This is a genomic window from Streptomyces sp. NPDC060064 (genome assembly GCF_042736455.1).
Taxonomy (GTDB): domain Bacteria; phylum Actinomycetota; class Actinomycetes; order Streptomycetales; family Streptomycetaceae; genus Streptomyces.
Window position 1 is genome coordinate 1 of record NZ_JBHWWF010000037.1, and the last position, 24,638, is coordinate 24,638.

General features: G+C 71.0%; 21 protein-coding genes. 6 read left to right on the plus strand and 15 right to left on the minus strand.

Annotated features, from left to right (window positions below; genetic code table 11):
* Positions 1 to 296 precede the first annotated feature (296 nt).
* The 4 genes from ACFWDI_RS32880 to ACFWDI_RS32895 all read right to left on the minus strand — a co-directional run bounded on the left by ACFWDI_RS32880 (position 297) and on the right by ACFWDI_RS32895 (position 7,022).
* On the minus strand, positions 297 to 1,541 hold the full coding sequence (locus tag ACFWDI_RS32880; protein ID WP_385309672.1) for a S8 family serine peptidase: 1,245 nt from the start codon (positions 1,539 to 1,541) through the stop codon (positions 297 to 299).
* A complete protein-coding gene (locus tag ACFWDI_RS32885) occupies positions 1,538 to 4,855 on the minus strand; it encodes a right-handed parallel beta-helix repeat-containing protein (protein ID WP_385309674.1) in 3,318 nt (1,105 codons plus the stop codon). The genes ACFWDI_RS32880 and ACFWDI_RS32885 overlap by 4 nt, the downstream gene beginning before the upstream one ends.
* 143 nt (positions 4,856 to 4,998) lie before the next feature.
* The gene (locus ACFWDI_RS32890; RefSeq protein ID WP_385309676.1) at positions 4,999 to 6,201 is read right to left on the minus strand and encodes a ricin-type beta-trefoil lectin domain protein; all 1,203 of its coding nucleotides are present in this window, start codon (positions 6,199 to 6,201) and stop codon (positions 4,999 to 5,001) included.
* Positions 6,198 to 7,022, minus strand: coding sequence for a type VII secretion system-associated protein (locus ACFWDI_RS32895; protein WP_385309678.1), 825 nt, complete (start codon positions 7,020 to 7,022; stop codon positions 6,198 to 6,200). The genes ACFWDI_RS32890 and ACFWDI_RS32895 overlap by 4 nt, the downstream gene beginning before the upstream one ends.
* 558 nt (positions 7,023 to 7,580) lie before the next feature.
* Here ACFWDI_RS32895 and ACFWDI_RS32900 point away from each other — a divergent pair.
* Positions 7,581 to 8,519: a mannose-binding protein gene (locus ACFWDI_RS32900; protein ID WP_385309680.1), complete on the plus strand. Its 939-nt coding sequence runs from the start codon at positions 7,581 to 7,583 to the stop codon at positions 8,517 to 8,519.
* Between the two features lie 881 nt (positions 8,520 to 9,400).
* Here the strand turns inward: ACFWDI_RS32900 and ACFWDI_RS32905 are convergent.
* Positions 9,401 to 10,573, minus strand: coding sequence for a hypothetical protein (locus tag ACFWDI_RS32905; protein WP_385309682.1), 1,173 nt, complete (start codon positions 10,571 to 10,573; stop codon positions 9,401 to 9,403).
* 120 nt (positions 10,574 to 10,693) lie between these two features.
* On the opposite strand from ACFWDI_RS32905, the gene ACFWDI_RS32910 reads away from it, so the two are divergent.
* Positions 10,694 to 10,795: a DUF6126 family protein gene (locus ACFWDI_RS32910; protein ID WP_385309804.1), complete on the plus strand. Its 102-nt coding sequence runs from the start codon at positions 10,694 to 10,696 to the stop codon at positions 10,793 to 10,795.
* Positions 10,796 to 10,826: 31 nt separating this feature from the next.
* On the opposite strand, the gene ACFWDI_RS32915 is transcribed toward ACFWDI_RS32910, so the two are convergent.
* Complete coding sequence (locus tag ACFWDI_RS32915; RefSeq protein ID WP_385309684.1) at positions 10,827 to 11,309, minus strand: general stress protein; 483 nt, start codon at positions 11,307 to 11,309, stop codon at positions 10,827 to 10,829.
* A gap of 248 nt (positions 11,310 to 11,557) precedes the next feature.
* On the opposite strand from ACFWDI_RS32915, the gene ACFWDI_RS32920 reads away from it, so the two are divergent.
* From ACFWDI_RS32920 to ACFWDI_RS32930, 3 genes are all read left to right on the plus strand, one after another.
* Positions 11,558 to 12,025 carry a phosphate-starvation-inducible PsiE family protein gene (locus tag ACFWDI_RS32920; RefSeq protein WP_385309686.1) on the plus strand — a complete coding sequence of 156 codons (468 nt, stop codon included), beginning with the start codon at positions 11,558 to 11,560 and terminating at the stop codon, positions 12,023 to 12,025.
* A gap of 109 nt (positions 12,026 to 12,134) precedes the next feature.
* Entirely contained in the window at positions 12,135 to 12,401 is a 267-nt protein-coding gene (locus ACFWDI_RS32925) for a hypothetical protein (protein ID WP_385309688.1), read from the plus strand.
* 135 nt (positions 12,402 to 12,536) lie between these two features.
* Positions 12,537 to 12,986 carry a DUF1931 family protein gene (locus ACFWDI_RS32930; protein WP_385309690.1) on the plus strand — a complete coding sequence of 150 codons (450 nt, stop codon included), beginning with the start codon at positions 12,537 to 12,539 and terminating at the stop codon, positions 12,984 to 12,986.
* Positions 12,987 to 13,139: 153 nt separating this feature from the next.
* Here ACFWDI_RS32930 and ACFWDI_RS32935 read toward each other — a convergent pair whose 3' ends face one another.
* The 9 genes from ACFWDI_RS32935 to dnaK form a co-directional block, all read right to left on the minus strand.
* Positions 13,140 to 13,298: a hypothetical protein gene (locus tag ACFWDI_RS32935; RefSeq protein ID WP_385309692.1), complete on the minus strand. Its 159-nt coding sequence runs from the start codon at positions 13,296 to 13,298 to the stop codon at positions 13,140 to 13,142.
* Between the two features lie 287 nt (positions 13,299 to 13,585).
* Positions 13,586 to 15,301, minus strand: a complete 1,716-nt coding sequence (locus ACFWDI_RS32940) for an FAD-dependent oxidoreductase (protein ID WP_385309694.1) — start codon at positions 15,299 to 15,301, stop codon at positions 13,586 to 13,588.
* Positions 15,301 to 15,564 carry a UBP-type zinc finger domain-containing protein gene (locus ACFWDI_RS32945; protein ID WP_385309696.1) on the minus strand — a complete coding sequence of 88 codons (264 nt, stop codon included), beginning with the start codon at positions 15,562 to 15,564 and terminating at the stop codon, positions 15,301 to 15,303. Before ACFWDI_RS32945 ends, ACFWDI_RS32940 begins: the two co-directional genes overlap by 1 nt.
* Positions 15,565 to 15,568: 4 nt before the next feature.
* Positions 15,569 to 16,015, minus strand: coding sequence for a thioredoxin (gene trxA, locus ACFWDI_RS32950; RefSeq protein WP_385309698.1), 447 nt, complete (start codon positions 16,013 to 16,015; stop codon positions 15,569 to 15,571).
* A gap of 5 nt (positions 16,016 to 16,020) precedes the next feature.
* On the minus strand, positions 16,021 to 18,660 hold the full coding sequence (gene clpB / locus ACFWDI_RS32955; protein WP_385309700.1) for an ATP-dependent chaperone ClpB: 2,640 nt from the start codon (positions 18,658 to 18,660) through the stop codon (positions 16,021 to 16,023).
* Positions 18,651 to 19,013, minus strand: coding sequence for a chaperone modulator CbpM (locus ACFWDI_RS32960; protein ID WP_385309702.1), 363 nt, complete (start codon positions 19,011 to 19,013; stop codon positions 18,651 to 18,653). The genes clpB and ACFWDI_RS32960 overlap by 10 nt, the downstream gene beginning before the upstream one ends.
* A complete protein-coding gene (locus ACFWDI_RS32965; RefSeq protein ID WP_385309704.1) occupies positions 19,013 to 19,936 on the minus strand; it encodes a DnaJ C-terminal domain-containing protein in 924 nt (307 codons plus the stop codon). Before ACFWDI_RS32965 ends, ACFWDI_RS32960 begins: the two co-directional genes overlap by 1 nt.
* Before the next feature lie 6 nt (positions 19,937 to 19,942).
* Entirely contained in the window at positions 19,943 to 20,533 is a 591-nt protein-coding gene (locus tag ACFWDI_RS32970) for a nucleotide exchange factor GrpE (RefSeq protein ID WP_385309706.1), read from the minus strand.
* Positions 20,534 to 20,542: 9 nt separating this feature from the next.
* Positions 20,543 to 22,450, minus strand: a complete 1,908-nt coding sequence (dnaK, locus tag ACFWDI_RS32975; protein ID WP_385309708.1) for a molecular chaperone DnaK — start codon at positions 22,448 to 22,450, stop codon at positions 20,543 to 20,545.
* Positions 22,451 to 22,889: 439 nt separating this feature from the next.
* Between dnaK and ACFWDI_RS32980 the strand changes: the two genes are divergently transcribed.
* Entirely contained in the window at positions 22,890 to 24,614 is a 1,725-nt protein-coding gene (locus ACFWDI_RS32980) for a PucR family transcriptional regulator (protein ID WP_385309710.1), read from the plus strand.
* The last annotated feature ends 24 nt before the right edge of the window (positions 24,615 to 24,638 follow it).

Sequence of the window (24,638 nt, forward strand, 5' to 3'; positions counted from 1 at the left end):
TCGGCCTGGGGGGGTGGTCCCCCGGGCCGGGGGGGCTGGGGCCCCCGCGGCGGGGGGGGTTCCTCCCCCCCCGGGGGGGGGGCCCCACTGGGGGGCCCCCCCCCGCCGGGACCCGGGCCGGTTGTACGGCGCTGGTGGACGGCCGCGACCGATGGGTGACCGGCGAGTTCTCGAGCCGGCGTTTCGGCGTCGGCAACTGGTCGGAAACAACATACGGCCGGCACCGGCGAGTTGCCGGGGCCGGCCGTACGGGCCTGCGGGTGGGGCGCCAAGGGGCACCCCACCCGCAGCTCCGTTCAGTCCTTGTCCGTGCCGCCCGCTTCCGCCGGACGCCAGCCCCGGGCGCGGGCCCTGGGGAGGGCCAAGGCCGCCCACAGGATGGCGAGGACGCCTGCGGTGCCGAGGAGGACGAAAAGCGTGGCTCGGTCGGTGGCGCGGTCGGCGGCCGAGGTGTCGCGGACGGCCACGGGGGCCGCGGCGCGCTCGGCGCCGGCAGCCGTACCCGAGTCGCCGAGGACCGTGGTGACGGCGGCGTACGGGTCCAGCTGGGGGATGTCGGCGGGGTAGGCGGTGGCGGTGAGACGGCGCGCGACGGCGTCGGGCGAGTCGTCGGGCCGGACGGCGCGGACTGCCGCGGCGGCCCCTGCGGCGTAGGCGGTGGCCACCGAGGCGCCGGCGCCGAGGTAGTGGCCGTCGCCGCGCGGGCCGCCGGAGACCACCCCGGCGCCGGGGGCGGCCAGGTCGATGCCGCTGGTGGCCAGGGAGTTGTCCGGGCGGACACCGCCGGGAAGCATGTCGGCGACCGAGAGGACCCCGGGTTCACCGGCCGGCCAGTAGGTGCGCGACGGGATTTCGTCGGTGCCGCCCCGGGGCGGGTCCGGGGTGGCCGCGGCGACCACCAGCGCGCCCTCGCGGCGGGCGTCGGCGACCGCACGGGTCAGTTCCGCGTCACGACGCGGCAGGGCCGCCGCGACGGCGATGACGTCGGCTCCGGCCTCGGTCGCCTCGCGCAGCGCCTGCGTGACGAGGTCGGCGCTCGCCTGACCGCGCTGATCGGTACCGCGCAGGGCCAGGATCTTCGCGCCCGGGGCGACACCGGTCAGACGCGAGCCGCCGTCGCCGGTCCCGGCGATCAGCCCGGCCATGAAGGTTCCGTGGCCGACGCAGTCGTCGCCGGCCGTGCCCTCGGCGGTGACCCTGCCGCTGAGCCCGGCGGCGCCCGGGACGACACCGGTGTCGATCAGGGCGACGGTCACGCCCGCGCCGGTGCTGTACTGGTGCAGCCGGTCCAGGTCGAGGCGCTGGCGCGACCAGTCCTGCTTCTTCGCCTTCTCGCGGGACGCGGGGGTGCAGGTGACCCCATCCGCGTCCGGATCGAGCGCGGAGGGCATGCCGGGCAGTTCCTGGCCCTTCTTCCCGTCGGCCGCCGGCAGGCGCGACGGGAGTGCCGCCTGGGCCGGGACGGCCGTGGGCAGCAGCAGCGCGGCGGCGAGTCCGGTGCCGGACAGCAGGCGGGCCACCCCGCGGGCGGGCATCGTCATCGGGGAGCCGCCTTCGGTGCCTCGGACACGACGTCCTCGGGGAGCAGGATGCGCAGGTCGTCCAGAGTGGGTGTGGCCAGTGAACTGAGCCGCCCCGCCTGGCGGGTGACCATCGACTCGACCACCTGACGGGCCAGGCGGGCGTTGCCGAAGGAGCGGTCCCGGGGCAGCGAGTCGAAGTACTCCTTGAGCAGCGGGCCGGTGCCGGCTCCGCACTCGTAGCCCATGCTCGAGGCCTGGGCCCGCACGATGGTGACCAGTTCCTCGGAGGAGTAGTCCGCGAAGGAGATCCGGCGCGGGAAGCGGGAGGACAGGCCCGGGTTGGAGGCGAGGAAGCGCTCCATCTCGTCCGTGTAGCCGGCGACGATGACGACCACCTCGTCGCGGTGGTCCTCCATCAGCTTCAGCAGGGTGTCCACGGCCTCCTGGCCGAAGTCGGCGCCGCCGCCGCGCGGGGTGAGGGTGTACGCCTCGTCGATGAACAGCACGCCGCCGCGGGCCCGTTCGAAGACCTCGCGGGTCAGCTGGGCGGTGTGGCCGATGTAGCGGCCGACCAGGTCGGCGCGGGCCGCCTCGATCAGCTGGCCCCGGTCGAGGATGCCGAGCTGGGTCAGGATCTCCCCGTAGAGGCGGGCGACGGTGGTCTTGCCCGTACCGGGCGGGCCGGTGAAGACCAGGTGGTTGCTGAGGGAGGGCACCGGCAGCCCGGCGGCGGCACGGTGGCGGGCGGTGGTGATGAGGTTGACCAGGTCCGCGACCTCGCGCTTCACCTCGGCCAGGCCGATCATGTCGCCGAGGCGGGTCAGGGGGTCGTCGGCCGGGGCCGCGGTCTCGGCGCCCTTCGCGGCGGCGGTGGCTGAGACGTCCTCCGGCAGCAGCAGCCGCAGGTCGTGCTCACTGACCTGCTGCAGGGTGGCGAGCCGGACCGCCTGTCTGTCCACCATCTCCTCGAACACCCCGCGTGCGGCACGGCCGTTGCCGAAGCCGCTGTCCCGAGGCATCGCCTCGAAGTGCGCGGCCAGCGCCGCCGCGGTGCCCTCGCCCAGCTCGTACTGGTGCTGGGCGCACATGTTCTCCATGATCGCGACCAGTTCGGGCACCGAGTAGTTCTCGAACTCGACGGTCCGCGAAAAGCGGGAAGCCAAGCCGGGGTTGGAGCCGAGGAAGGACTCCATCTCGCGGGAGTAGCCGGCCGCGACCACCACCACGTCGTCGCGGTGGTCCTCCATCAGCTTCAGCAGGGTGTCCACCGCCTCACGGCCGAAGTCGGCGCCGCCGTTGCCGCTGTCCGAGGCGAGCGTGTACGCCTCGTCGATGAACAGCACACCGCCGAGCGCCCGTTGGAAGGTCTCGGTGGTCTTGATCGCGGTACCGCCGACGACCTGCGCGACCAGGTCGGCCCGGGAGACCTCCACCAGGTGCCCGCTGCGCAGCGAACCCAGTTCGGCGAGGATCGCCCCGTACAGGCGGGCGACGGTGGTCTTACCGGTGCCGGGCGGACCGGCGAAGATCAGGTGCCGGCTCATCGGCGGGGCCGACATGCCGAGTTGTTCGCGGCGCTGGGCGAGCTGCGTCAGGTTGACCAGGGTGCGCACCTGCTGCTTGACGTTCTCCAGGCCGATCAGCGCGTTCAGGGCGCCGAGCGGGCCGTCCGCGCGGTCCGGCGGGGGCGCGTCCGCGGCGCCGGAGCCGGCCGGGTCGGTGTTCTCGGCGCTGCCGCTGCCCCACGCGTCCCGCTTGCCGTTGCCGGTGCTGTTCAGGCCTTCAACGGCCAGCCGGTCGCCGGGCGCGGTCTGCACCAGGCCGCCGCCCTCGTTCTCCCGGGCGAGGCAGTTCACCAGGGACACCGGCGCGGTGGATTCCACCCGGAAGCCGTCCTGGGCGCCGCCGGAGACCTCGCAGCCGCTGAGCGAGGCGAGCGCGCCCTCGCGGAGGAGGAAACCGTGGCCCTTGGGGGCGTGCACCGCGGTGCGGTTGGCGGTCAGCTCGCCGCCCGTGGCGACGACCACACCCTCCTCACCGGATATCTCGATGCGGAAGTCACGGACGGTGACGTTGCCGCCGTCCTCCACGACCAGACCGCTGGTGGCCGTGTCGGAGACTCCGCCACCGGCCAGGTAGAGGGTGCTGCCGGAGGCGACGCGTACACCCGCGCCCTTCGGCCGGACGATCTCGCAGTCCTCTACGCGGCCGCGGGCGTCCTTGGCGGTCGAGATGCCGTCACCGGAGGGTTCCACCAGCCGGGCCCGTCGCAGCAGCGGGTTGGCACCGCCGCGCACCGCGATCGCGGGCGAGCCGCCGATCACCTCGAGGTGGTCCAGTTCCGGCGCCGAGTCCTCCTCCAGGAGCAGCCCGGTCTGGTCGCAGTCGCGGACCGTCAGGCCGGTCAGGGCCGGGGAGGCGGCTCCCGCGACCCGCAGCGCCGCGCCCTGCGCGCCGTCCACCCAGCAGTCCTCGAAGGTGCCGCGCGCCCGGTCGGTGACGAGCACGCCGTGGCCCCGCGTACGCGAGACGCGGCAGCGGCGCAGTACCGGGTCGGTGCCCTGGGCCAGTGTGATGCCGTTCCCTGACGCTCCGGTGACGCGGACGTCCTCCAGCGTCGTACGGCCCCCGCTGCTCAGATGCACGCCGGTGCTGGTGTCGTGCACCACGGTGCGGACCACGGAGAGGGAGCAGTTCTGCTCCAGGGCGATGGAGGGTTTGTCGGTGGAGGAGATGTCGCAGTCCTCGACGGTGCCGCGGGCCTCGCCGTTGGCCAGCAGGCCGTTGCCGCGGGCGTCGCGGACCGTGCAACCGCGGATGCGTGCCTCGCCCTGCTCCGCGATGACCATGCCGCTGGTGCCCAGGTGTTCGAAGGTGCAGGACTCCACGGTGGTTGGCGTGGTCGAGGTGACCACGATGCCCGCGCCCTGCGGGTTGCTCACCCGGCACTCCCGCAGCGCGAGTGAACCCGTTCCGCCGGCCAGCATCGCGGTCCAGGCGGCGCCGACGACCTCACAGCCGTCGAGGGCGGCCTGCCCGCGCCGCACGTCCACGGCCGGCAGTTCGGCGTCGCCGCCGCGCAGAGTCAGTTCGGAGAGCATCACGGCGTCGGCACGCAGCGCGATCACGCTGCCCGAGCGCGGGCGGATCTCCACCGTCCCCCGCCCTTCGGCGGCGGTGAGGGTGACCCTGGTGCTGATCACCAGGTTCTCCGCGTATGTCCCGGGCCGGACGCTGATGAGTGCGCCGGTACGGGCGGCCGCGAGTGCCTCACCGATCGTCCGGTAGCGGTCCCGGTCCCCCGGACCGACGGTCAGTACCTGGCGCGACACGCACCAACCTCCTTGCCACGGGGGCGTCTGCAGTGGGCGCCCCTTCGTCCGGGGCGCGTGTCGGCGAGCCGACGGTGCCATCATGCCTCGCCCTGGGGGCCGGCGAGTGCCGAGAGCGGTGTTCTCGGTCTGCGGGCGTCCTGTCAGACGCTCCACTTCTGGTTGTCGGTCCCCGCGCAGCTCCACAGCTGCAGCCGGGCCCCGCTGCCCCGGTTGTTGTCCTTGATGTCGACGCACTTGCCGACAACGGTGTTGACCAGGTCGTGGCTGGCGTTCAGGACGAACTTCTGGGCGGCGTTGCCACTGCACCAGGCGATCTGGATGGGGCTGCCGTCGTTGTAGTTAGCGTTGGCCACGTCCAGGCACTTGCCCTTGATGCGGACGGTGCCGTCGGAGGCGAACTGCCACTTCTGCGCGGGGCTGTTGTTGCAATCCCACACGAACAGCTGCTTGCCGTCGCTGAAGTCGCTGGCCGGTACGTCGATGCAACGGCCCGAGAGGTGACTGCGCAGGGAGACGGGGGCACTGAGAGTCACGCCCGAACCGGCCTTCGCGGGCTGGTCCTTGCGGCCGTCGGACTTCTTCCCGCCGCTCTGTTTCTCCGGCTGGTCCTTCTTACCGGCGTCCTTCGGCCGGCCCTCGCCCTTGTCCCCGCCCTTCACCGGGGCGGACGCAGAAGCCTCTTTCACCGGCTCCTTCTGCTTGCCCTGCTGGTCGGGGTCCTTCTTGCCGTCGCCGGAGGAACCGGTGTCGGGCGTGGTCGCAGCGAACTCACCCGGTGCGTCCTGCGCGTTCCCGCCGAGCACTGTTCCCGCCGACGCCGGCTCCCGGCGGTCCTTGTCGTCGTTCCCGCCGAGCATCATGAACGGCACCGACACGAGCAGCGCCCCCGCGACCGCGGCCCCGGCCAGCACCGCCTTACCCGGCCGCCCCACCAGTCCGGCCTGCTGCTGCGGCCGGTCGATCGCGGTCACGGTCATGCTCCGTACGAGCGCTGGCAGCCGGCTCTTGGCGGCCGCGGCGGCACCGGGGTCGCCTTCGGCTTCGGACTGACTGCCGGAGGCCGCCCCGCTCTCGGAGCTGGTGCCGGTCTCAGAGTTGGTGCCGGTATCGGAGCTGGCGCCGCTTTCGGGCTCTGTGGTGCTGCCCTGTGCGGCCGTCTCCTCGGCCGCGGCAAGTCTCGTACCGGCCTCGGCTCCGCTCTTCGCCTCCGCGGGCTCAGAGTTGGGCTCGGTCTTGGGTACGGGTGCGGGCTCGGCGACGGCTGCGGGCGCGGCCGTCTCCTCGCCGTCGGAACCGGGCTCGGCACGCGGGGAGATGGGGGGTTGTGGGGCCGAACGTGTCACGTGGTCCTCCCTGTGGTGTGGGGCCTGGGTTCAGGAGAGCTGTCGGTCCGGGCCGCGGCCGCAGGGCCGGTACGGTCCGCCGAGCCGGAGAGGCCGCCGGAGCTCTCCACCGTCACGGCCTCTGCTGCGGGCGCCCCCTCGGCACCCGGCACACGTACGGGATCGAGAAGACTGTCCGCCGGGACGAGCAAGGGGGCCGCGGCTCCGGCGTTCGCCAGCAACCGGGTGCCCGAATCACTCAGTGAACGGGCCAACTCGCGTGCGGGAAGCGTGTCATGTCGAAGTGCCGCGGACATGAACTCGTGTACCGGCGAGGTGAACAACAGCACCACCGGTGCCCCGTCCAGGCCGGTGGCCGTGAGCGGCCCGCCGTCCGGCCCGCGCACCACTGTGATCTCCGCCTCCGCGAGCGCCGCGAGCGCCTCGTCCACCGAGCCGTAACCGGTGGCGGCACGCTGCGCCGCCGCGTCCACCGGGTCGCTGGGCTCCGGCCAGCCGAGCACCCGGGCCGAGGGCCGGTACGCCGGGTTGGCGCGGTAGTCCCCCACGCCCCCGTCCACGTCCGACTGCCACTCCCCCAGCACCGCCCACTCCGGCGGCGTCCGCTCCTCGGTCCACTCCGGGTCGACCACGCCGATCCAGTGCCCCGGCGCCCGGCGGGCGGCGGCCCGCACGGCCTCGGGTATCTCGGGCGTGTCCGCGAATTCGGTGGTCTCGGTGACGTCGGCAACGACTGGCTCGGAAGCGGCGGTCGGGCCGGAGTCGTCAGGCGCCACGGACAAGGCATCATGCCTGCCCTCTTGCCGTTCTCCGGGCCGCATTTTCACCTGAACTCTTCGGTCCGTACGAATTCTTGGGTGCCGCGCGCCATGCGCGCACCTCGACGTTGATCAGATCGGGGAGCCAACAGGATGCCACACGCGCCCCGCCCGTGGGCGACCGGTTCATGTCCGTATCAGGGGCCCGCATGCCCGTTTGCTGCCCGGGTGGTGAACTTTGGGGACCAGTGAGGCGTGGGTGGGCAAAGCGGGGGGCAGTTGGGGCTGGGGGTGCTGCTGTCGCCTCTGTGACGGGCTAAGTTGGGTGTGCCATCGGACCCGTCGACGTACACATGCCTTCCGCCCGGACGTCCAAGCCAGGGCTGTACGGGAGGACTTCGCGGCTCGGAAAGGTTCGCAGCCCGGAAAGGCTCGGACCGGTCCGCGGCCGCCGCCGCGGAGGGTCACGCGGAACTCGACGACCAGGACCTCGAGCCGAACCGGCTCACTCGACGCGGCACTTGCCCAAAGCCCGCCGCGCCGACCGGCGTTCGTCCGGCCCGGCCGCTGTGCGGGCCCGTGCCCACCACCGACAACTCCGCCACCGAGGAGGAGTACCGCATGTCCCCCCAGCACCACACCCCCGGCGCGAACGCGGAGGCGGCCGCCGCCCGCGCAGAGGAGGCCGGGTCGCCACCCCCGTCCTCGGCACCGGACGAGCAGGCCCCGAGCCCCGCCGCGGCCCCCAAAGCGGAGTCAGGCACTGCCCCGAGCGGGGAGACCGCTACCGCCGCCGCCCCGCCCCCGGCCGCCGCCAAGCCCGCCGAGGAGCCCGAGGAGGGCGTCGCCGTGGCGGCGGCCGTCGGAACGGCGCCGCCGGACGTCAAGGCCGCCACCGGTACCGACACAGGACGCCCTCGCAAGCCGATCCTGGCGGGGGCCGCGATCGCCGGCGCCGTCCTGGTCGCCATACCCCTGCTGCTGGCGGGGAGCGCGAACGACGAGCGACCCGACTCCGCCAAGGGGCTGGCCGCGGACTCCGACACCGTCCTGAACGCGAGCTCCGCCCCCGCCGTGCTCGACGACTACGTGGCCGAGAAGCCCAGTTCGTCCCCGAGCAAGGCGAAGCCGAAGAAGAGCGAGGCTCCGAAGGTCGCCGTCCAGCCTGCCGCGCCCTCGCCGAGCCCCAAGGCGAGCAGCTCGCCCGAGAAAAAGCCCAAGGCGACCCCGAAGCCGAACTGGGGCACCAAGACCGTCTACGCGACCAGTGTCCTGCAGGTCGGACAGGCCTGGTCCACCAACCGCATCCGCATGGTCATGCAGAGCGACGGCAACCTCGTCGTCTACAACGAGAAGGGCAAGCCCATCTGGGCGGCCATGACGTTCGGCGCCAACCACCGGGCAATCTTCCAGCAGGACGGCAACCTCGTCATCCACAACGCCGACGACCGCCCCATCTGGGCCTCCAAGAGCCACGGCCACGAGAACGCCCAGCTGGTCCTGCGGGCGGACGGCAAGGTTGTCATTCTTCACAACGGCGGAGTCATCTGGTCCACCTGACACCGCGGCGGTCGGAAAGGCCCGCCGACTGTCGGACCTCGCCGCTATGTGACGGGCCGTGATCGCACAACGGCGCCACGGCCCGTCACGCTGCCCATTCCGCCGTAGCACGATCAAGAGGCGGTCTTCGTCATCACGGGCAGTGATGTCCACGCCGAGGGCGGGGCAGGCAAGCGCGGGCTCGCGGCCATGGACGCCTGGCTTACGCAAGATCAACAGCGGAAAGTCCCTGAGAAGTCCCCGGCGACCCCCTGGATCACGTCGCTGACTGTAAACCCACAGGTCAAGTACAAGGAGACGGCGCGGGGCGGACTCGCGGTCAACGTCATCGAGTGCTGAGAAAACCACACCCGATCAGGGGTTTCCCCTCTTTCAGCTCTGTCACGACCTTCATCCCAGCTTCCTCGGGGCCGGGATCTCGCTCGTGGGTCCATGCACGTGACGGTGTCGGGGAGGGTCGTGAAGCGGATGCCGGAGACGCCGTAAGAGCCGTCGATGCGGCAACTCCCGCAGATCGGGCAGGGCGTGGCCTGGAAGTCCTTCCCGAAGCGCAGGCACCGGCCTGCTTCACGGTGTCGGCGCCCGGCTGGACCATCCCACGGCCATGTAGAACGACTGGAAGCCGGCACCGAAGTCCGGCTCGGAGTGTTCCTGTCGAGCACGAAGTCCAGGGCGCCAAACTCACCGAAGACAAGCGGGAGAACCTCGCCGACCTCGGATTCGAATGGGCAGCAGCGTGACGATCTGCGCCGGCTGCACCCACGCGGGCGCCCGCAGAGCGCGTTCCACACTCATCGGTGGCCTGCCGCCAACGTGCGTAGAGACCTTCCACATCAGCAGCAGTCACCTGGGAGATGGTCAGGGCTCGGCCCAGGGGCGCTCTACGTCTCGCCCTCCGGCTCCTCCCGCACCTTCTTCTCCTCTCGCAGCTTCTGCCACCGCTGGCGTTGACGCTCGCCGTACGCCGCGTTGCGGACGGTGCCGTCGTCTTCGAGTCCGGATCCGAACGCGCCCCCGACCATGCCCATGGAGCTGACGAACCAGGCGAGCACGGCGTAATCGTGGACCGTTGCGTGTTGCCCGGTGACCGTGCCGAAGACCGACGGGGTCAGGATGAGCTCGGAGACGCCGAAGAGGGCGAGGAACAGGACCACGTACAGGGAGAGCACACCGAGGGTGATCGTCACGCAGGTGACTGTGTTGTAGAGGCGGGAGAAGGAGCGGGAGAGCGAACCGTGAGGGCGTTCCCAGAGCTCGTGATCGATGATGATCCATGCCGTGAGGGCGAGGAGGGACGCAACAGAGGTCGCGATCAGGCCCCCCACGTCCATGCCCGAGGAGATGATCCAGGTCGAGCTGTTGATCAGGCCGAAGGCGGCGGTGGCGAAGACACCGGCCAGTGCGCGGGAGAGGGTGGCGAAGAGCCGCCAGGGCCGGTTGGCCCGCACCATACCGGCGACGAGACTCAGATGTCCGCCCAGGCCGGGCACGATGAAGCGTTCCAGGCCATCCTCGCCGGCCCTCGCAGCTTCGAGCCGCCCGGCTTCCTCCAGGGACGGAGCGAGATCGGCACGTTCCCGGGTGAGCAGGCCGACGACATCCGCGACTACGCGCCGGGCGCGCTGTCGCATCCGCCAGGAGCCGAGCGCGGGCAGGGACACGAGCGCGATGCGGTCCTCCGGGCTCACCTCGACGCTGACCGGGCGCAGGCCGGCTCGTCGAGGCAGATCGGTGAGGAAGACTCCGGCCTCCCAGTCGCCCTCGGGGAGGAGGGGGCGTACCAGGTCGGCCGCGGAGGAGACGTCCAGTTGCTCGTCCGCGACCAGAGGTGCCGTGCGCGCCGTCACCCGCCAGTCGACGTCCGCGCTGACCCGCCGCCTCAGCTGCTGTGGCAGTTTGTCGGCCAGTTCCTGGGCGATCTCCGACGCCACTCCGGGGTCGGCGACCAGCACGATCCGCACCGCGTGCGCCGCAGTGGCAGGCAGGAAATCTGTCACGGTCTCAATCCGGTCGTCGGGGGTGGGCAGACTGCGCGACGGCAGGTGGGGGGCCATGCGGGCAGCCCGATTCCCGACGCCGAGCGGCGCCCCACGGTTTTTTCGCCCGAGGTCCCGTTGTAGCGCCCCCCACGTGGCGGTCGAGCGCGACAGGCGCCTTGGCGCCCGGCGTCCCCGATCAGGCCGGGACAGGGAGACCGGCCGACGGAGGGAGGAAAGGGCCGACACCTCTTCGCGGCCTTCCTCTGCCTGCTCTTCTACGTGGGCGCCAACCGCTGACCCCCGTACGGCGGGCGCGCGGCGAGGCGGGTCAGGCGGCTTTCCCGCCGCTCGCCCCTTCCCGCAACCCGGCGATCAGGTGCGCGGCCTCGTCGGCGACGTCCTCCTCCACCACGACCTCGTACCGGCTCGGCTGCATCACGCTGAACGACGCGAAGTCCCGGCGACCGCCCTGCAGCGAATACAGGAGCGTCCCCAGCAGGGCGCCGACGATGGCCCCGAAGATCAGTCCGTAGAGGGCGAGCAGCAGTCCGGCCACGACGGGGTCGAGCCAGTCGAGAAGGCCGAAGATCCAGCCGATGAGCGCGCCCGGGACAGCCCCGGCCGCCGCTCCCTGCAGCGCGGCCTTGCCGTAGTCCATGCGGCCGACGACCTGTTCCACCAGATGTACGTCGTGGCCCACGATCGCCACCTTCTCCACCGGGAATCCCCGGTCGGAGAGGTGGTCCACAGCGCGTTCCGCCTCGGCGTACGTCGCGTAGGAGGCGACGGGCCGGGTGCTCTGCTCTTGCATCGTCACGTCCTTCCCTCGCTGCCGGGCCGCGCAGCCGTGCGGCGGAGCACGTCGTGCCGACAGGGTGGTCCGATACGACCCACAGTGACGACAAGAGAAGCCGTGGGCCTGCCCCTGGGGGATCGAGAATCCGCGCCGGGCTCCGCCTCGGGGCCCAGGCGCCCCGGCGGGAAGGGAGCGGGGGGCCGGCCACCCGACTGGCGCATAGCGGCGGTCGTGAACGGCGATTCGATCGTAGATTGCTGTGTGTGCCGCCCCCTCCGCGCAAACCCCCGAGTCACCCCCTGCAGAGGGTCCTGCAGGGCGCCGAGGACGGTATCCATCTGATCGTCGCGGCGCTGCTGATCGTGTTCGCGCTGGTGTTGATCATCGGGGTCGTCAACGACGCCGTGAATGCCATCAGGGGTCCCTACCACGAGGGGCAGGTCGTGCTCTCCGCGCTCGACAACAGCCTGGTGCTCTTCATCGTGGCCGAGCTGCTCCACACCGTTCGCCTCACCATCAGGAACCGGATCCTGGATGCCGAGCCCTTCCTCGTCGTGGGCGTGATCGCGGGCATCCGGAAGGTGCTGATCGTGACCGCCGAGGCGGACAAGTCCTTCACGTGGAGCTCCCAGGGGATCGAGCTGCTCATCCTGATCGGCCTGATCCTGGTGGCCACGGTGTCCGTGTGGGTCTGGCGGCGCGCGACGCATCCCCACGACACGCCCGGCTGAAGCTCCCGCCCGGCCGGCCCCGGGACTGACGCCGGGGGCTGCGCGCTCCACCGGGCACGGCCAACGGCGGGGAGGCCTCCCCGCCGCTAACGAAATAAATCTGGAGCGAATGTTGCGCTGTCGCCTTCTCGGGCATCGATACCGCTTCTCCACCGAAGCGGAGACGATGACCTGGCGGTGCGGCCGGGGCTGCGGGGCCCACCGCTCCAAGCAGTACGCGTCCGCGGAGGACGCCAAGCGCTACGCCCGCGCCTTCGACCGCGAGGACAGCGAGGGCCTGGGCCGTCGCGCCCGGCTCATCGGGCTGTTCCCGCTGAGGCTGCTGAGAGCGCTGCGCAAGCGCCGGGCGGAATCCGGGACGAGAAGCGCGAACTGAGTCTCACCCCGGCAGCACAGATCGACGGGGTCCTTTCGTCACCACATGGGCATGTTGCGCCGTGCCCCATCGGCGAGGCTGGCGAGGAGGGGGAGCGCCGCATCCGGCGCAGTTCCGATCATGGAGGTTCGAGCCATGCCTGTGATGTCCGTGTCCCGGTTCGAGAGGTTCTTCCGCATGGCGGCCGGACTCGACCTCGACAAGAGCGATCTCAAGCGCTACGGCGAATTCGTCGACGCCAAGCTCTACGATCTCCTGCTCGTCGCCCAGGCGACCGCCAAGGCGAACAACCGGGACGTCGTACAGAAGCACGATCTGCCGATCACCAAGGGATTGCAGGAAAGCATCCATGGCTTCAGGAAGCTCGACCACGAGATCGAGCTGAAGCCGATCCTCGATCAGCTCGCCACGCATCCCCTCCTGGACCGCGCGCCCGACGAGGAGACGGAGGCGGCGTACCCGGAGATCATCGGCGGGCTGAGCCTGGCCCTCGCCCAGTCGTTCAAGATCCTCCACCCGGATCTGAAGAATCCGCAGACCCGCCACTGGAACGAGGTCCGGGCCGTCTTCGACCTGCTCCTCTGACGTCTCCTAAGAAACCGCGGACGACGGTCCCTAGGGCAGCAGCGGGGCCCTGGACGAGGGCATACGGGCCCTGAGGTCCTTTCAATCGATTCGCGCCATCGTGGTTCCGGTCCCTCGTGCCCGGCGAACGCCTTCCGGAAGCGCCTGGCGGCCTCACGTACGGCCGTGGAGCGCCGGCTCCAACTCCTCGCGCGTCGTGGTGACGTGGTCGATCTCCTCGTCCAGGGCCTGATCGGCCATGGCGGAGGAACGGCTGGCGGCGCCGGCGGAACCGACCATGCCCGGCGAGTAGAAGGCACTGCCCGTGCCCACTCCGGGCTCTCCACGACTGCTGCTCGGCGCGGATACCGAGGAAGACTTCGGCAAGGCCGCCGAGGGCCACCGCGCCGGCTCCGATGAGGAAGCCGACGGCGACCAGATCGGCGTTGCCACTGTGGATGAACTGCCCGAACAGCATCGGGCCGGTGATACCGCCGACGGCCGTGCCCACCGCGAAGAACAGCGAGATGGACAGGGCGCGGGTCTCCATCGGGAAGAGTGGGCACGGGTGGGTCGCGCGTGGCGGGTGTGCCGGGCTCCGTGGCTCTGCTCTACGGGCCTCAGGCGGTACCGGCGTTCGCTGTCTTGCCCAGGTGCTCGTGCACCAAGTGGACGGCCATGGCGCCCTCACCGACGGCGGAGGCCACCCGCTTCACCGAGCCGCTGCGGACGTCACCCGCTGCGAACACCCCCGGCAGAGTCGTCTCCAGAGTCAGGCACTCCCGGCCCAGGCCCGCCCAGGAACCGGGCGCTGCGCGGGCCTGGGCGTCCGTGCCGGTCAGGACGTAGCCCCGGGCGTCGAGCAGGACGGAGCCGGCGAGCCAGGCCGTGCAGGGCTGCGCTCCGATGAAGACGAACAGTGCCCTGGCCTTGACCGTGTGACGTTCGCCGGTGCGGTTGTTCTTGACCACCAGGTACTCCGGAGCGTTCTCGCCCGCCACTTCGCCTAGCTCGGTGCTCAGGTGGACCTCGATGCGCGGATGGTGCTCGATACGTTCGGCGAGGTAGCGCGACATGGCCGCGCCCAGGTCCGCGCCCCGTACGAGCAAATGCACGCGCGGTACGTGCTGGGCGAGGAACAGGGAGGCCTGACCGGCGGAGTTGCCGCCGCCGACGACGGCGACGGGATCCGCGCGGCACTCGTGCGCCTCGAAGGCGGTGGCCGCGTAGTAGATACCGCTGCCCTCCAGACGCTCGATCCCGGGCACGGCCAGCCTGCGGTAGCGCGCGCCCGTGGCCAGGACCACAGCTCTGCCCGTGGCCTCGGTGCCGTCGGCGAAGCCGACGGAGTAGTGGTCGTCGTGCGCTTTCAGCGCCGCCGCCTCGGCCGGGACGCTGATCGTGGCGCCGAACTTTCGGGCCTGGATCACGGCGCGTTCGGCGAGTTCGCCGCCGCTGATGCCCGAGGGGAAGCCGAGGTAGTTCTCGATACGGGAGGAGGTGCTCGCCTGCCCTCCCGTGGCGATGGCGTCCACGACGGTGGTCTCCAGGCCCTCGGACGCGCCGTAGACGGCGGCCGCCAGGCCCGCCGGGCCGGAGCCGATGATGAGCAGGTCGCACCGGGTCTCGTCGAAGGCGGGCGGCGCGGGCAGGCCGATGAGCGCGGCGAGTTCGCCGTTGCCGGGGTTGCGCAGAAGTTGCTCCCCGCGCCAGAGGACGATGGGGGTGTCCTCGGGGCGGATGGAGAACCGGCGCAGCAGAGCCTCGGCCTCCTCGTCCGTCTCCAGGTCGATCCAGCGGTGCGGCAGCCGGTTGCGGGCCGCGAACTCGCGCAGCCGCCGTGTGTCGGGCGAGTACCGCGAGCCCAGGATGCGGAAGCCCGCCCCCTGTCCGACGAGCAGGTCCCGGCGGCTCAGATAGGCGCGCAGGATCAGGTCGCCGAGGACGGGGTCGCGCGCGACGACGTCCCGCAACCGGTCGACGGGGACGGCCAGGACCTCTCCCGGGCCCCGTACGACAGCGGTGAAGAACGCCGCCTGCCCGTGGAGCAGCCCGAGTTCGCCGAGGAACCGTCCCGGCCCGTGGACGCGGAGAACGCGTTCGTCGGGGGTCCCGTAGTTCTCCAGGACCACGACGGAGCCGCTGAGGATGACGAGGAAGTCGCCGCAGGGCTCGCCCTCGCGCATGAGGACGTCGCCGCTCGCGGCGGGCGCCCGCCTGCCGTCGGAGGCGAGGAGGTCGATCTGTTCGGGCGTCAGCCGCGGGTAGGCGCCGTACAGGTCCGGGGTCTCGACGGCGTCGAGCGGTTCTTCGGCCCCTGTGTCGTCCTGTGTCATCAGACCAACGCCTCGTGGACGTAGCACCAGCGCCAGTTCTCGCCCGGTTCGAACGACGCGACGATGGGGTGGGCATCGGTGCTGGCGTGGGCCCGTGCGTGGCGCGACGGCGAGGAGTCGCAGCACCCGACGTGTCCGCAGGTCAGGCAGAGCCGCAGATGCACCCAGGGGGTGCCGTCGCGCAGGCACTCCTCGCAGCCCGTGGGCGTACGCGGAACGACCGGGCGTACCAGGGACAGATGCGGGTCGGCGTCGGTGACCATGCGATCACTCCTTCGTCGCGGGTGTGAGGCCGGTCGACTGCTCGACCCAGTCGCGCAGGACCGGGGCCGGGGCGGCACCCGTACGCCGGGCGATGACCTCTCCCTTATCGAGAATGAGCAGCGTCGGCACCGCCTGGGCGTGGAACCGGGCGGCGATCTGCGGGTTCTTGTCGATGTCGACCTTGACGAGTTTGATCCTCCCGGCGAGTTCCTGGGCCACCTGCTCGAGCGCCGGGCTCACCATCCGGCAGGGGCCGCACCAAACCGCCCACAGATCGACGAGCACGGGCAGCGATGCCTTTTCGGCGATATCGGCGAAGTCGCCGTCGCCCGCGTCCACGATCCACGGCAGCGCCGCCTTGCAGTTGCCGCACTTGGGGACGCCGTCACCGACGGCGGGAACCCTGTTCGTGCGCCGGCAGTTGACGCACCTGATGAGCGTGCTGTCCATCGCCCTCACGCGGCCTTCCCGAGATGCGGCTGCTCCCCCTGGTCGAAGCTGACGACCAGTTCGCCGTTCCGGGCGTCGATGAGGACCGTGGCGTCCTCCTGCACATCACCGCTCAACAGGGCGCGCCCGACGCGGGTTTCGACCTCGTGCGAGATGAACCGGCGCAGCGGCCGTGCGCCGTACACGGGGTCGTAGCCCTCCTTGGCGATCAACTCGCGGGCTGTCTTGGAGAGTTCGAGCGAGATACGGCGCTCGGCGAGCCGGCCGCGCAGTTCGTCGAACAGCAGGTCCACGATGCGCTCGATCTGGGCCTCGCCGAGAGGCTTGAAGAGCACGATGTCGTCGACCCGGTTGAGGAATTCGGGGCGGAAATGCCCGCGCAGCTCGCCCATCACCCGGGCCCGGGCGTCCTGCTTGATCTCCCCGTCGGCGGTGACGCCGTCGAGCAGGTACTCGGAGCCGATGTTGGAGGTCATGATGACGACGGTGTTGCGGAAGTCGACCCGGCGGCCCTGGGCATCGGTGATCCGGCCGTCATCCAGCACCTGCAGCAGGGTGTTGAAGACATCGGTGTGGGCCTTCTCGATCTCGTCGAAGAGCACCACGGAGTACGGCTTGCGCCGCACGGCCTCCGTGAGCTGGCCGCCCTCCTCGTAACCGACGTAGCCGGGAGGGGCGCCGACGAGCCGGCTGACGGTGTGCCGTTCCTGGTACTCGCTCATGTCGAGGCGGACCATGCTCTCCTCGGAGTCGAAGAGAGCGGCAGCGAGCGTCTTTGCCAGTTCGGTCTTACCGACACCGGTGGGGCCGAGGAAGATGAACGAGCCGATCGGCTTGCGCGGATCGCGGATGCCGGAGCGGGCACGGATGATGGCGTCCGCCACGAGCTGCACCGCCTCGTCCTGGCCGATCACGCGCTCCCGCAGGATCTCGTCCAGGCGCAGCAGCTTCTGGCGCTCGCCCTCCTGGAGGCGGGCAACGGGAATGCCGGTCCACGCGGCAACGATCTCGGCGATCTCGCTCTCGGTGACGACCTCGCGCAGCAGCCGGTCCTCGCCCTGTTTGGCAACCAGTTGCTCCTCTTCCGCGGCCAGACGGCGCTCCAGTTCCTGGAGTTTGCCGTAGCGGAGTTCCGCGGCCCGGTTGAGGTCGTAGCTGCGCTCGGCCTCCTCGGCCTCGTGCCGGACCTGTTCCAGTTCCCTGCGCAGGTCCTGCACCCGGCGGATGCCTTGCCGTTCGGCCTCCCACTGGGCGTGCTTGGCGTCGGCCTCCGCCCGGACGTCGGCCAACTCCCGCCGCAGTTCCTCCAGCCTGCTCTGGCTGGCAGGGTCGGTCTCCTTCGACAGCGCGGCTTCCTCGATCTCCAGCCGGGTGACCCGGCGGGTGATCTCGTCCAGTTCGGCCGGCATGGAGTCGATCTCCGTACGCAGCCGGGCGCAGGCCTCGTCGACGAGGTCGATCGCCTTGTCCGGAAGGAACCGGTCGGTGATGTAGCGGTGGCTCAGTGTCGCGGCCGCGACCAGGGCGGTGTCCTGGATCCGGACGCCGTGGAAGACCTCGAGCCGCTCGCGCAGTCCGCGCAGGATCGAGATGGTGTCCTCCACGCTCGGTTCGCCGACCAGCACCTGCTGGAACCGGCGCTCCAGCGCCGCGTCCTTCTCGATGTGCTTGCGGTACTCGTCGAGGGTCGTCGCGCCGATCATGTGCAGCTCGCCGCGGGCGAGCATCGGCTTGAGCATGTTGCCCGCGTCCATGGCGCCTTCGGCGGCGCCGGCCCCGACGACGGTGTGCAGCTCGTCGACGAAGAGCAGGATGCGCCCGGAGGCAGCCTTCACCTCGCTGAGCACGGCCTTGAGGCGTTCCTCGAACTCTCCGCGGTACTTGGCGCCGGCGACCAAGGATCCCATGTCGAGCGCGAACACCGTCTTGTCCCGCAGCCCTTCGGGCACGTCACCGCGCACAATGCGCTGCGCCAGGCCCTCGACGATCGCGGTCTTGCCGACACCGGGGTCGCCGATCAGGACGGGGTTGTTCTTCGACTTGCGGCTGAGGATCTGTGTGACGCGACGGATCTCGCCGTCGCGGCCGATAACCGGGTCCAGCTTGCCGTCGCGGGCCTCGGCGACCAGGTCGCGGCCATACTTCTCCAGCGCCTCGTAGGCGACTTCCGGGTTCGCGGAGGTGACGCGCTGGTTGCCGCGGACGCGGGTGAGGGCGGAGAGGAACGCGTCCTTGGTGACGCCGTGCTCCTTGAGCACCCGCCCCGCGGCGGTGGACGACCCCTCATCGGCGAGGGCGAACACGAGGTGCTCCACCGACACGTACTCGTCCTTGAGCCGCTTCGCCTCCTGCTCGGCCGACTCCAGCAGCCGGGCGAGGCGCTGGGTGACGAACACCTGGCCGGGCTGAGCACCGGGCCCGGTGGTCTTCGGCTTCTTGGCGACCTCGGACTCCAGCATCGCGCGCATGGCGGCGGGGTCCGCGCCCGTCTGGCTGATCAACCGTGATATCAGGCCCTCTTCCTGATCGAGGAGGGCGAGCAGCAGGTGCTCGCCGTCGACCTCGGTCTGGCCCAGGCGGACGGCATGGGCCTGCGCGTCCTGCAGGGCTTCCTGGGACTTCTGGGTGAGACGGTTCATGTCCATGGCGTTTGATCACTCCTCATCCCGCTGCGACGCAGCGCGGCTTCGAGCTGGCCGATGCGGTCGAGCAGATCGAGCACCAGGCCGATGGAGGCGTAGTTGAGGGAGAGACCGGCGCGCAGCCGCTGAATGCGCGCCAGGGTCGCGGGGGCCGTCGGCGCGAACACCAGCCGTCCCGCAGCGTCGCGCCGGGCGGGGACGAGCCCGAGCGCGACGAGCCGGCGTACGAGGTCGGGGTGGAGGCCCGAGCGGCGGGCGACGGCGTCCAGGGACAGGTGCGGGACCGGCACCAGGGCGTACTCGACGATGCCCGGGCCCCGGCCCTGTGCGGATGTCCGCGGTGCGTTGGAGCTCATCATGACGTCCTCGGGTCGAAGGTAGAGGTGGCGGCGAGCTCCGCGAACAGCTCACGCTCGCGGTCGGTGAGCTTCGGCGGGACGAGAATGCGCACCTCCGCGTAGAGATCGCCTCCCGTACCCCGGGGGTTCGGCATGCCCTCGCCGCGCAGCCGCAGGCGGCGGCCGCTCGAGGAACCGGCCGGGACCGTGACCTTGGCGGTGCCGCCAGGAGTGGGGACCGGGACCGTGGCGCCCAGCGCCGCCTCCCAGGGGGCGACGGGCAGTCGGACGTGGATGTCGCGGCCCTCCAGCCGGAACCGCGGGTGCGGCCGGATCCGTACGCGCAGGAAGAGGTCGCCGGCCGGCCCGCCGCCCATGCTCTGGCCGCCCTGCCCGGACAGCCGGATGCGCTGCCCGTCGACCACGCCGCGCGGCACGTTGACCTCGTAGGTGCGCTCACCGGACGGCCCGGCGAGTGTGACGGTGCGCTTGCCTCCGTGGTAGGCGTCCTCGACGGTGAGCGGCAGTTCGGCCTCCTGGTCGGCCCCGGGCACCGGCCCACGGGCGGCGCCGCCGCCGAAGATGGACCCGAACAGGTCCTCGAAGTCGACTGCACCGCCCATGTCGTCGCCGTGGACGTAGCGGACCCGGGGGCCGCCGTCACCACCGGCCCCCCGGCCTCCGAAGCCGCCGCCCACGCGCTCCTCGTAGTCCTCGGGGACCTTGCGGAAGTCCTCGCCGAAACGGTCGTAGCGGGCCCGGGTCTTGGGGTCGGAGAGCACGCTGTAGGCCTCGTTGAGCTCCTTGAAGCGCTCCTCGGCCTCCGGGCTCTTGTTGACATCGGGGTGGTACTTGCGGGCCAGCGTGCGGTACGCCTGCTGGATCTCCTCGGGGCTCGCTCCACGCGAGACCCCCAGTACCTCGTAGAAGTCCCGTGCCATGGCGCCTCACTCCCGCTTGGCCACGGTGACGGCCGCCGGCCGGAGCTGGTGGTCGGCGTCCCCGTAGCCGGGGCGCAGGACCTGTACCACCGTGCCCGGTTCGGCGTCGGGATTCTCGACGACCCCGACCACCTCGTGCTGGGTGGGGTCGAAGGGCACACCGGTCTCGGCGTGCCGCGGGAAGCCGAGCCGTTCGAGGATGTCGACGGCCTGGTCGCGTACGGCCTTGACACCCTCGACGATGGCACCGGGGTCGGACTCCGCGTGGGACAGGGCGAGTTCGAGGTTGTCGATCACGGGCAGCAGCGCGGCGGCGGTGCGTGCCCGCTCGGCCGCCCGTTCCCGCTGCAGCTCCCTGACATGGCGCTTGCGGAGGTTGTCCAGCTCGGCGACGGCGCGGCGCCACTGGTCCTGGAGCTGCTCCAGCGCCTCGGCGTGCGCGTCCGGGACGGGGCCGGCATCCGTGGCCGCGTCCGGTCCGGGCCCGTTCTCCGGGTCCATTGCCTGGTCGACCGGACCGGGACGGGGCAGATCCCCCTGGGGCTGGGGAGTCTCCTGCTGGGGCCCCTGGTCCGGTTCCTGCGGATACGTGGGCATGGCAACGACTCAGCCCTTGTCGAACTCGGCGTCGACGATGTCCTCGTCGTCCCCCGGCGCGGCACCGCCCGCCCCGGTGTCACCGGACGCGGCGGAACCTCCGGCGGCCGCGCCCGCGGCACCGGCCTGCTGGGCGGAGAGGCTCGCGAGGATCTGCTGCAGATCGGACGTCAGCGGCCGGACCTCGTCCACGTCCGCCTGGTCCTGCACGGCCTGCCGCGCGTCGGTCAGCAGCATCTCCGCACGCGACTTCTCGTGCGCCGGGGCGGCGTCGCCCAGCTCCCCCAGCCGCTTCTCGACCTGGTAGGCGACCGCGTCCAGTTCGTTGCGGGCGTCCACCGCCTCGCGCAGCGCGCGGTCCTCACCGCGGTTGCGCTCGGCCTCGGAGACCATGCGCTCGACCTCACCGCTGTCGAGGTTGGAGCTCTCGCTGATGGTGATGCTCTGTTCCTTGCCGGTGTCCTTGTCACGCGCGGTGACGCTGAGGATGCCGTTCGCGTCGATGTCGAAGGTGACCTCGACCTGCGGTTCGCCGCGCGGGGCCGGGCGGATGTCGGTGAGCTGGAAGCGGCCGAGCACCCGGTTGTCCGCCGCCCTCTCGCGCTCGCCCTGGAGGACGACTACGTCGACGGCGGGCTGGTTGTCCTCGGCGGTCGAGAACGTCTCGGTGCGGCGCACCGGAATGGTGGTGTTCCGCTCGACGATCTTCGTCATCACGCCGCCGCGCGTCTCGACGCCCAGCGAGAGGGGCGTGACGTCGAGCAGCAGGACGTCCTTGACCTCGCCCTTGAGCACGCCCGCCTGGATCGCGGCGCCCATGGCCACGACCTCGTCGGGGTTCACGCTCATGTTGGGTTCCTTGCCGCCGGTCAGCCGGCGGACCAGGGCCTGGACGGCCGGGATACGGGTGGAACCGCCAACCAGAATGACCTCGTCGATGTCGTTGTCGCTGACCTTGGCGTCGTCCATCGCCTGCTGGACCGGTCCGAGGCAGCGCTCCACCAGGTCGGAGGTGATCTGCTCGAACGTCGAGCGCATCACGGACGTGGTGAGGTGCTTCGGCCCCGCGGCGTCGGCGGTGATGAACGGCAGGTTGACCTGGGTCTGCGTCACGGAGCTCAGCTCGGTCTTCGCCTTCTCCGCGGCCTCGAAGAGGCGTTGCAGCGCCTGCGGGTCCTGCCGGAGGTCGATGCTGTTCTCCTTCTGGAAGTCGTCAGCGAGGTGGTCGACGAGACGCCGGTCGAAGTCGTCGCCACCCAGGTGGCTGTCACCCGCGGTCGCGCGTACCTCGACGACACCGTCCCCGACGTCGAGGATGCTGACGTCGAAGGTGCCGCCGCCGAGGTCGAAGACGAGCACCGTCTCGTGCTCCTTCTTGTCCATGCCGTACGCGAGGGCGGCCGCGGTCGGCTCGTTGATGATCCGCAGCACCTCGAGACCGGCGATCTTGCCGGCGTCCTTGGTGGCCGTCCGCTGCGCGTCGTTGAAGTAGGCGGGCACGGTGATGACCGCCTCCGTGACCCGCTCGCCGAGCTGCTTGCCCGCGTCGTCCGCGAGCTTTCGCAGGACCTGGGCACTGATCTCCTCCGGCGCGTAGAGCTTGCCGCGTATGTCGAAGCGCGCGTTCCCGTGCTCGTCGGGTACAACGTCGAACGCGACGGCCTTGGCCTCGTCGGAGATCTCGTCATAGTGCCGGCCGATGAACCGCTTCGCCGAGTACACCGTGCCTTTGGGGTTGAGAATCGCCTGGCGGCGGGCGAGCTGGCCCACGAGGCGCTCTCCACTGTCGGTGAACGCGACGACCGAGGGAGTGGTGCGGGCGCCTTCGCTGCTGGGGACGACCGAGGGTTCACCGCCCTCCCACACGGCGATCACCGAGTTGGTGGTGCCCAGGTCTATTCCGACTGCCTTCGCCATGAGAGCTCCTTGTCCAAGGGGCGCGGACACCCGTCGTTGGCAGTTCGGCCCCGCGTTCGTGTGGATGCCGGCCGTGCCGACGCTCGCCCCGCGTGGTGGTCGGGATAGTCCCGGGTCTCCCGCAGAGATCGGCTCCCGGCAGGGCCGGGAGCCTGGCCCCCTGGAGTCCGGGACCGGGCTGCACCGGTCCTTGGCCTTCGACTTCGGGTTTCGCGCAGTCACGTACAGAAACCAGCCTGGCCGTCACGGTGCCCGAGTGCCTGCGCCTGCGAGGCGGAAAAACGGGCCAGCGGTGACCCTCGTGGGATCAATAGGTCAAAATGGTAGATAAGGGCTAGGGTCGAATGAGTGGTCCCAGAGCCCGATGTGGACGTGTGCCGACGGATGCGTGGTGGCCACAATGAGCCCGATATCTCCCCCCGACATAGCGCGAGGCCCCATGGCCGTTCCGGAGGACGTCCTCGAAGTTCCGGCCGACGAATCCGGAGGACGGGACGGGCCCGCGCCCGCGGAGTACGCCAAAGCTGTGCGCAGGGTGTTCGACCTCTCCGACACTCTGTTCACCACCAAGAGCGGGGCAGAGATTGTGCGCCTGGCCATGACGCATCTGAGCGCCCTGGGGCCGTTCCGGGCCGAGGCGGGCTATCTCTTCGTCGACGACACCCTGGTCCGCGCACCGGAGGACTGGGGCGCTAACCCCGACATCGATGAGCAGGTCCGGGACCTGCCCGGGGCGAACGGGGCAGTCCCCCTCCCCGGGTGTGCCTGGAGCTGGGCGTTCGCTCTGCGCGGACTCCCAGGACTCCTCGGCTGCCTCGTCGTGAGCTCCCCCACCCGGCCGCACGACGAGGAGCACTACCTGCTCACCGTGCTCGTCCAGCAGACGGCCGGAGCCCTGTCCAACGCGTTCTCCGACCGGCTGCGGTTGAAGTCGGAGCTGGAGCGGGACGGAATGCGCGACGAGCTGGACACCGCACGAGAACAGTTGAACTCCTCACTGTCCGACGTCGAACATCAGAAGCAGCTCAGGGAGGCACTCGCCCGCTCGGCGGCCGCCGGGGACGGCGAGCGCGGGATCGCCGAGGTGCTGCACTCCATCACGGGACTGCCCACGGTGGTCGAGGACCCGTTCGGCAACCTCAAGGCGTGGGCGGGCCCCGGCTGCCCCGACCCGTACCCCAAGCCGGATCCGGCCCGCCGCGAGGAGATGCTGCACGACGCCGCCCGCCGTCTGCACCCCCTGCGGGTCAAGGACCGGCTGGTCGCTCTCGCGTGCCCCCAGGGCGAGGTGCTCGGCGTTCTGGCGCTCGTCGACCCCGAGGCGCGGGCCGACGAGCACGCGATGCTCGCCCTGGAGCACGCCGCGACCTTCCTGTCCCTGGAACAGGCCCACCTGCGGAGCACCGCCGAGGTCGAGCTGCGGCTGCGGCGCGAGCTGGTCGGCGACCTGATCACGGGCACGGACGAGGCGAGCGCCTACGCCCGCTCCGAGGCGGTGGGTCACGACCTCCATGGCCCGCACTGCGTGATCGCCGTGCAGTGGGACTCCAAGGCCGTCGACGACTCCTTCCTGCATGCCGTCAGCCGGTCATCGGCACGCCTCGGCATGCGGTCCCTGGTGTCGCGACACTCCGGGATCGTGATCATGGTGACCCTGGACCGGCCCGGCGGACACGCGCTGCATGATGCCCTGTCCCGGGAACTGGGTTCGGCCGACGGATCCATCGGCGTGGGAAGCCGGTGCGACTCGCCCGTCGGCCTGCCCCGCTCCTACCAGGAGTCGCTGCGCGCCCTCGAAGTCCGCCGGCGCTCGCGCACGACGGAGGGGACCACGTTCTTCGACGAACTGGGCCTCTACCGGCTGCTGGGCGCCGCGAGCGACTACGAGGAGGTCGACCGCTTCCTCCACGAGTGGCTCGGTCCGCTCCTGGACTACGACTCCCGGCACCGCACGGAACTGGTGGAGACCCTCTCCCAGTACTTCGAATGCGCCGGGAACTACGACGAGACGGCGGCAGAACTCGCCATCCACCGCAGCACTCTCCGTTACCGGCTGCAGCGCATCCGCGAGATCAGCGGCTCCGATCTGGCCGTCGTGGACAGCAGGCTGAATCTGCAAGTGGCCACTCTGATCTGGAAGATCACAGCGGGGCACGAGCAGTGAACAGCACCCGCCGGTGTCGCGCGG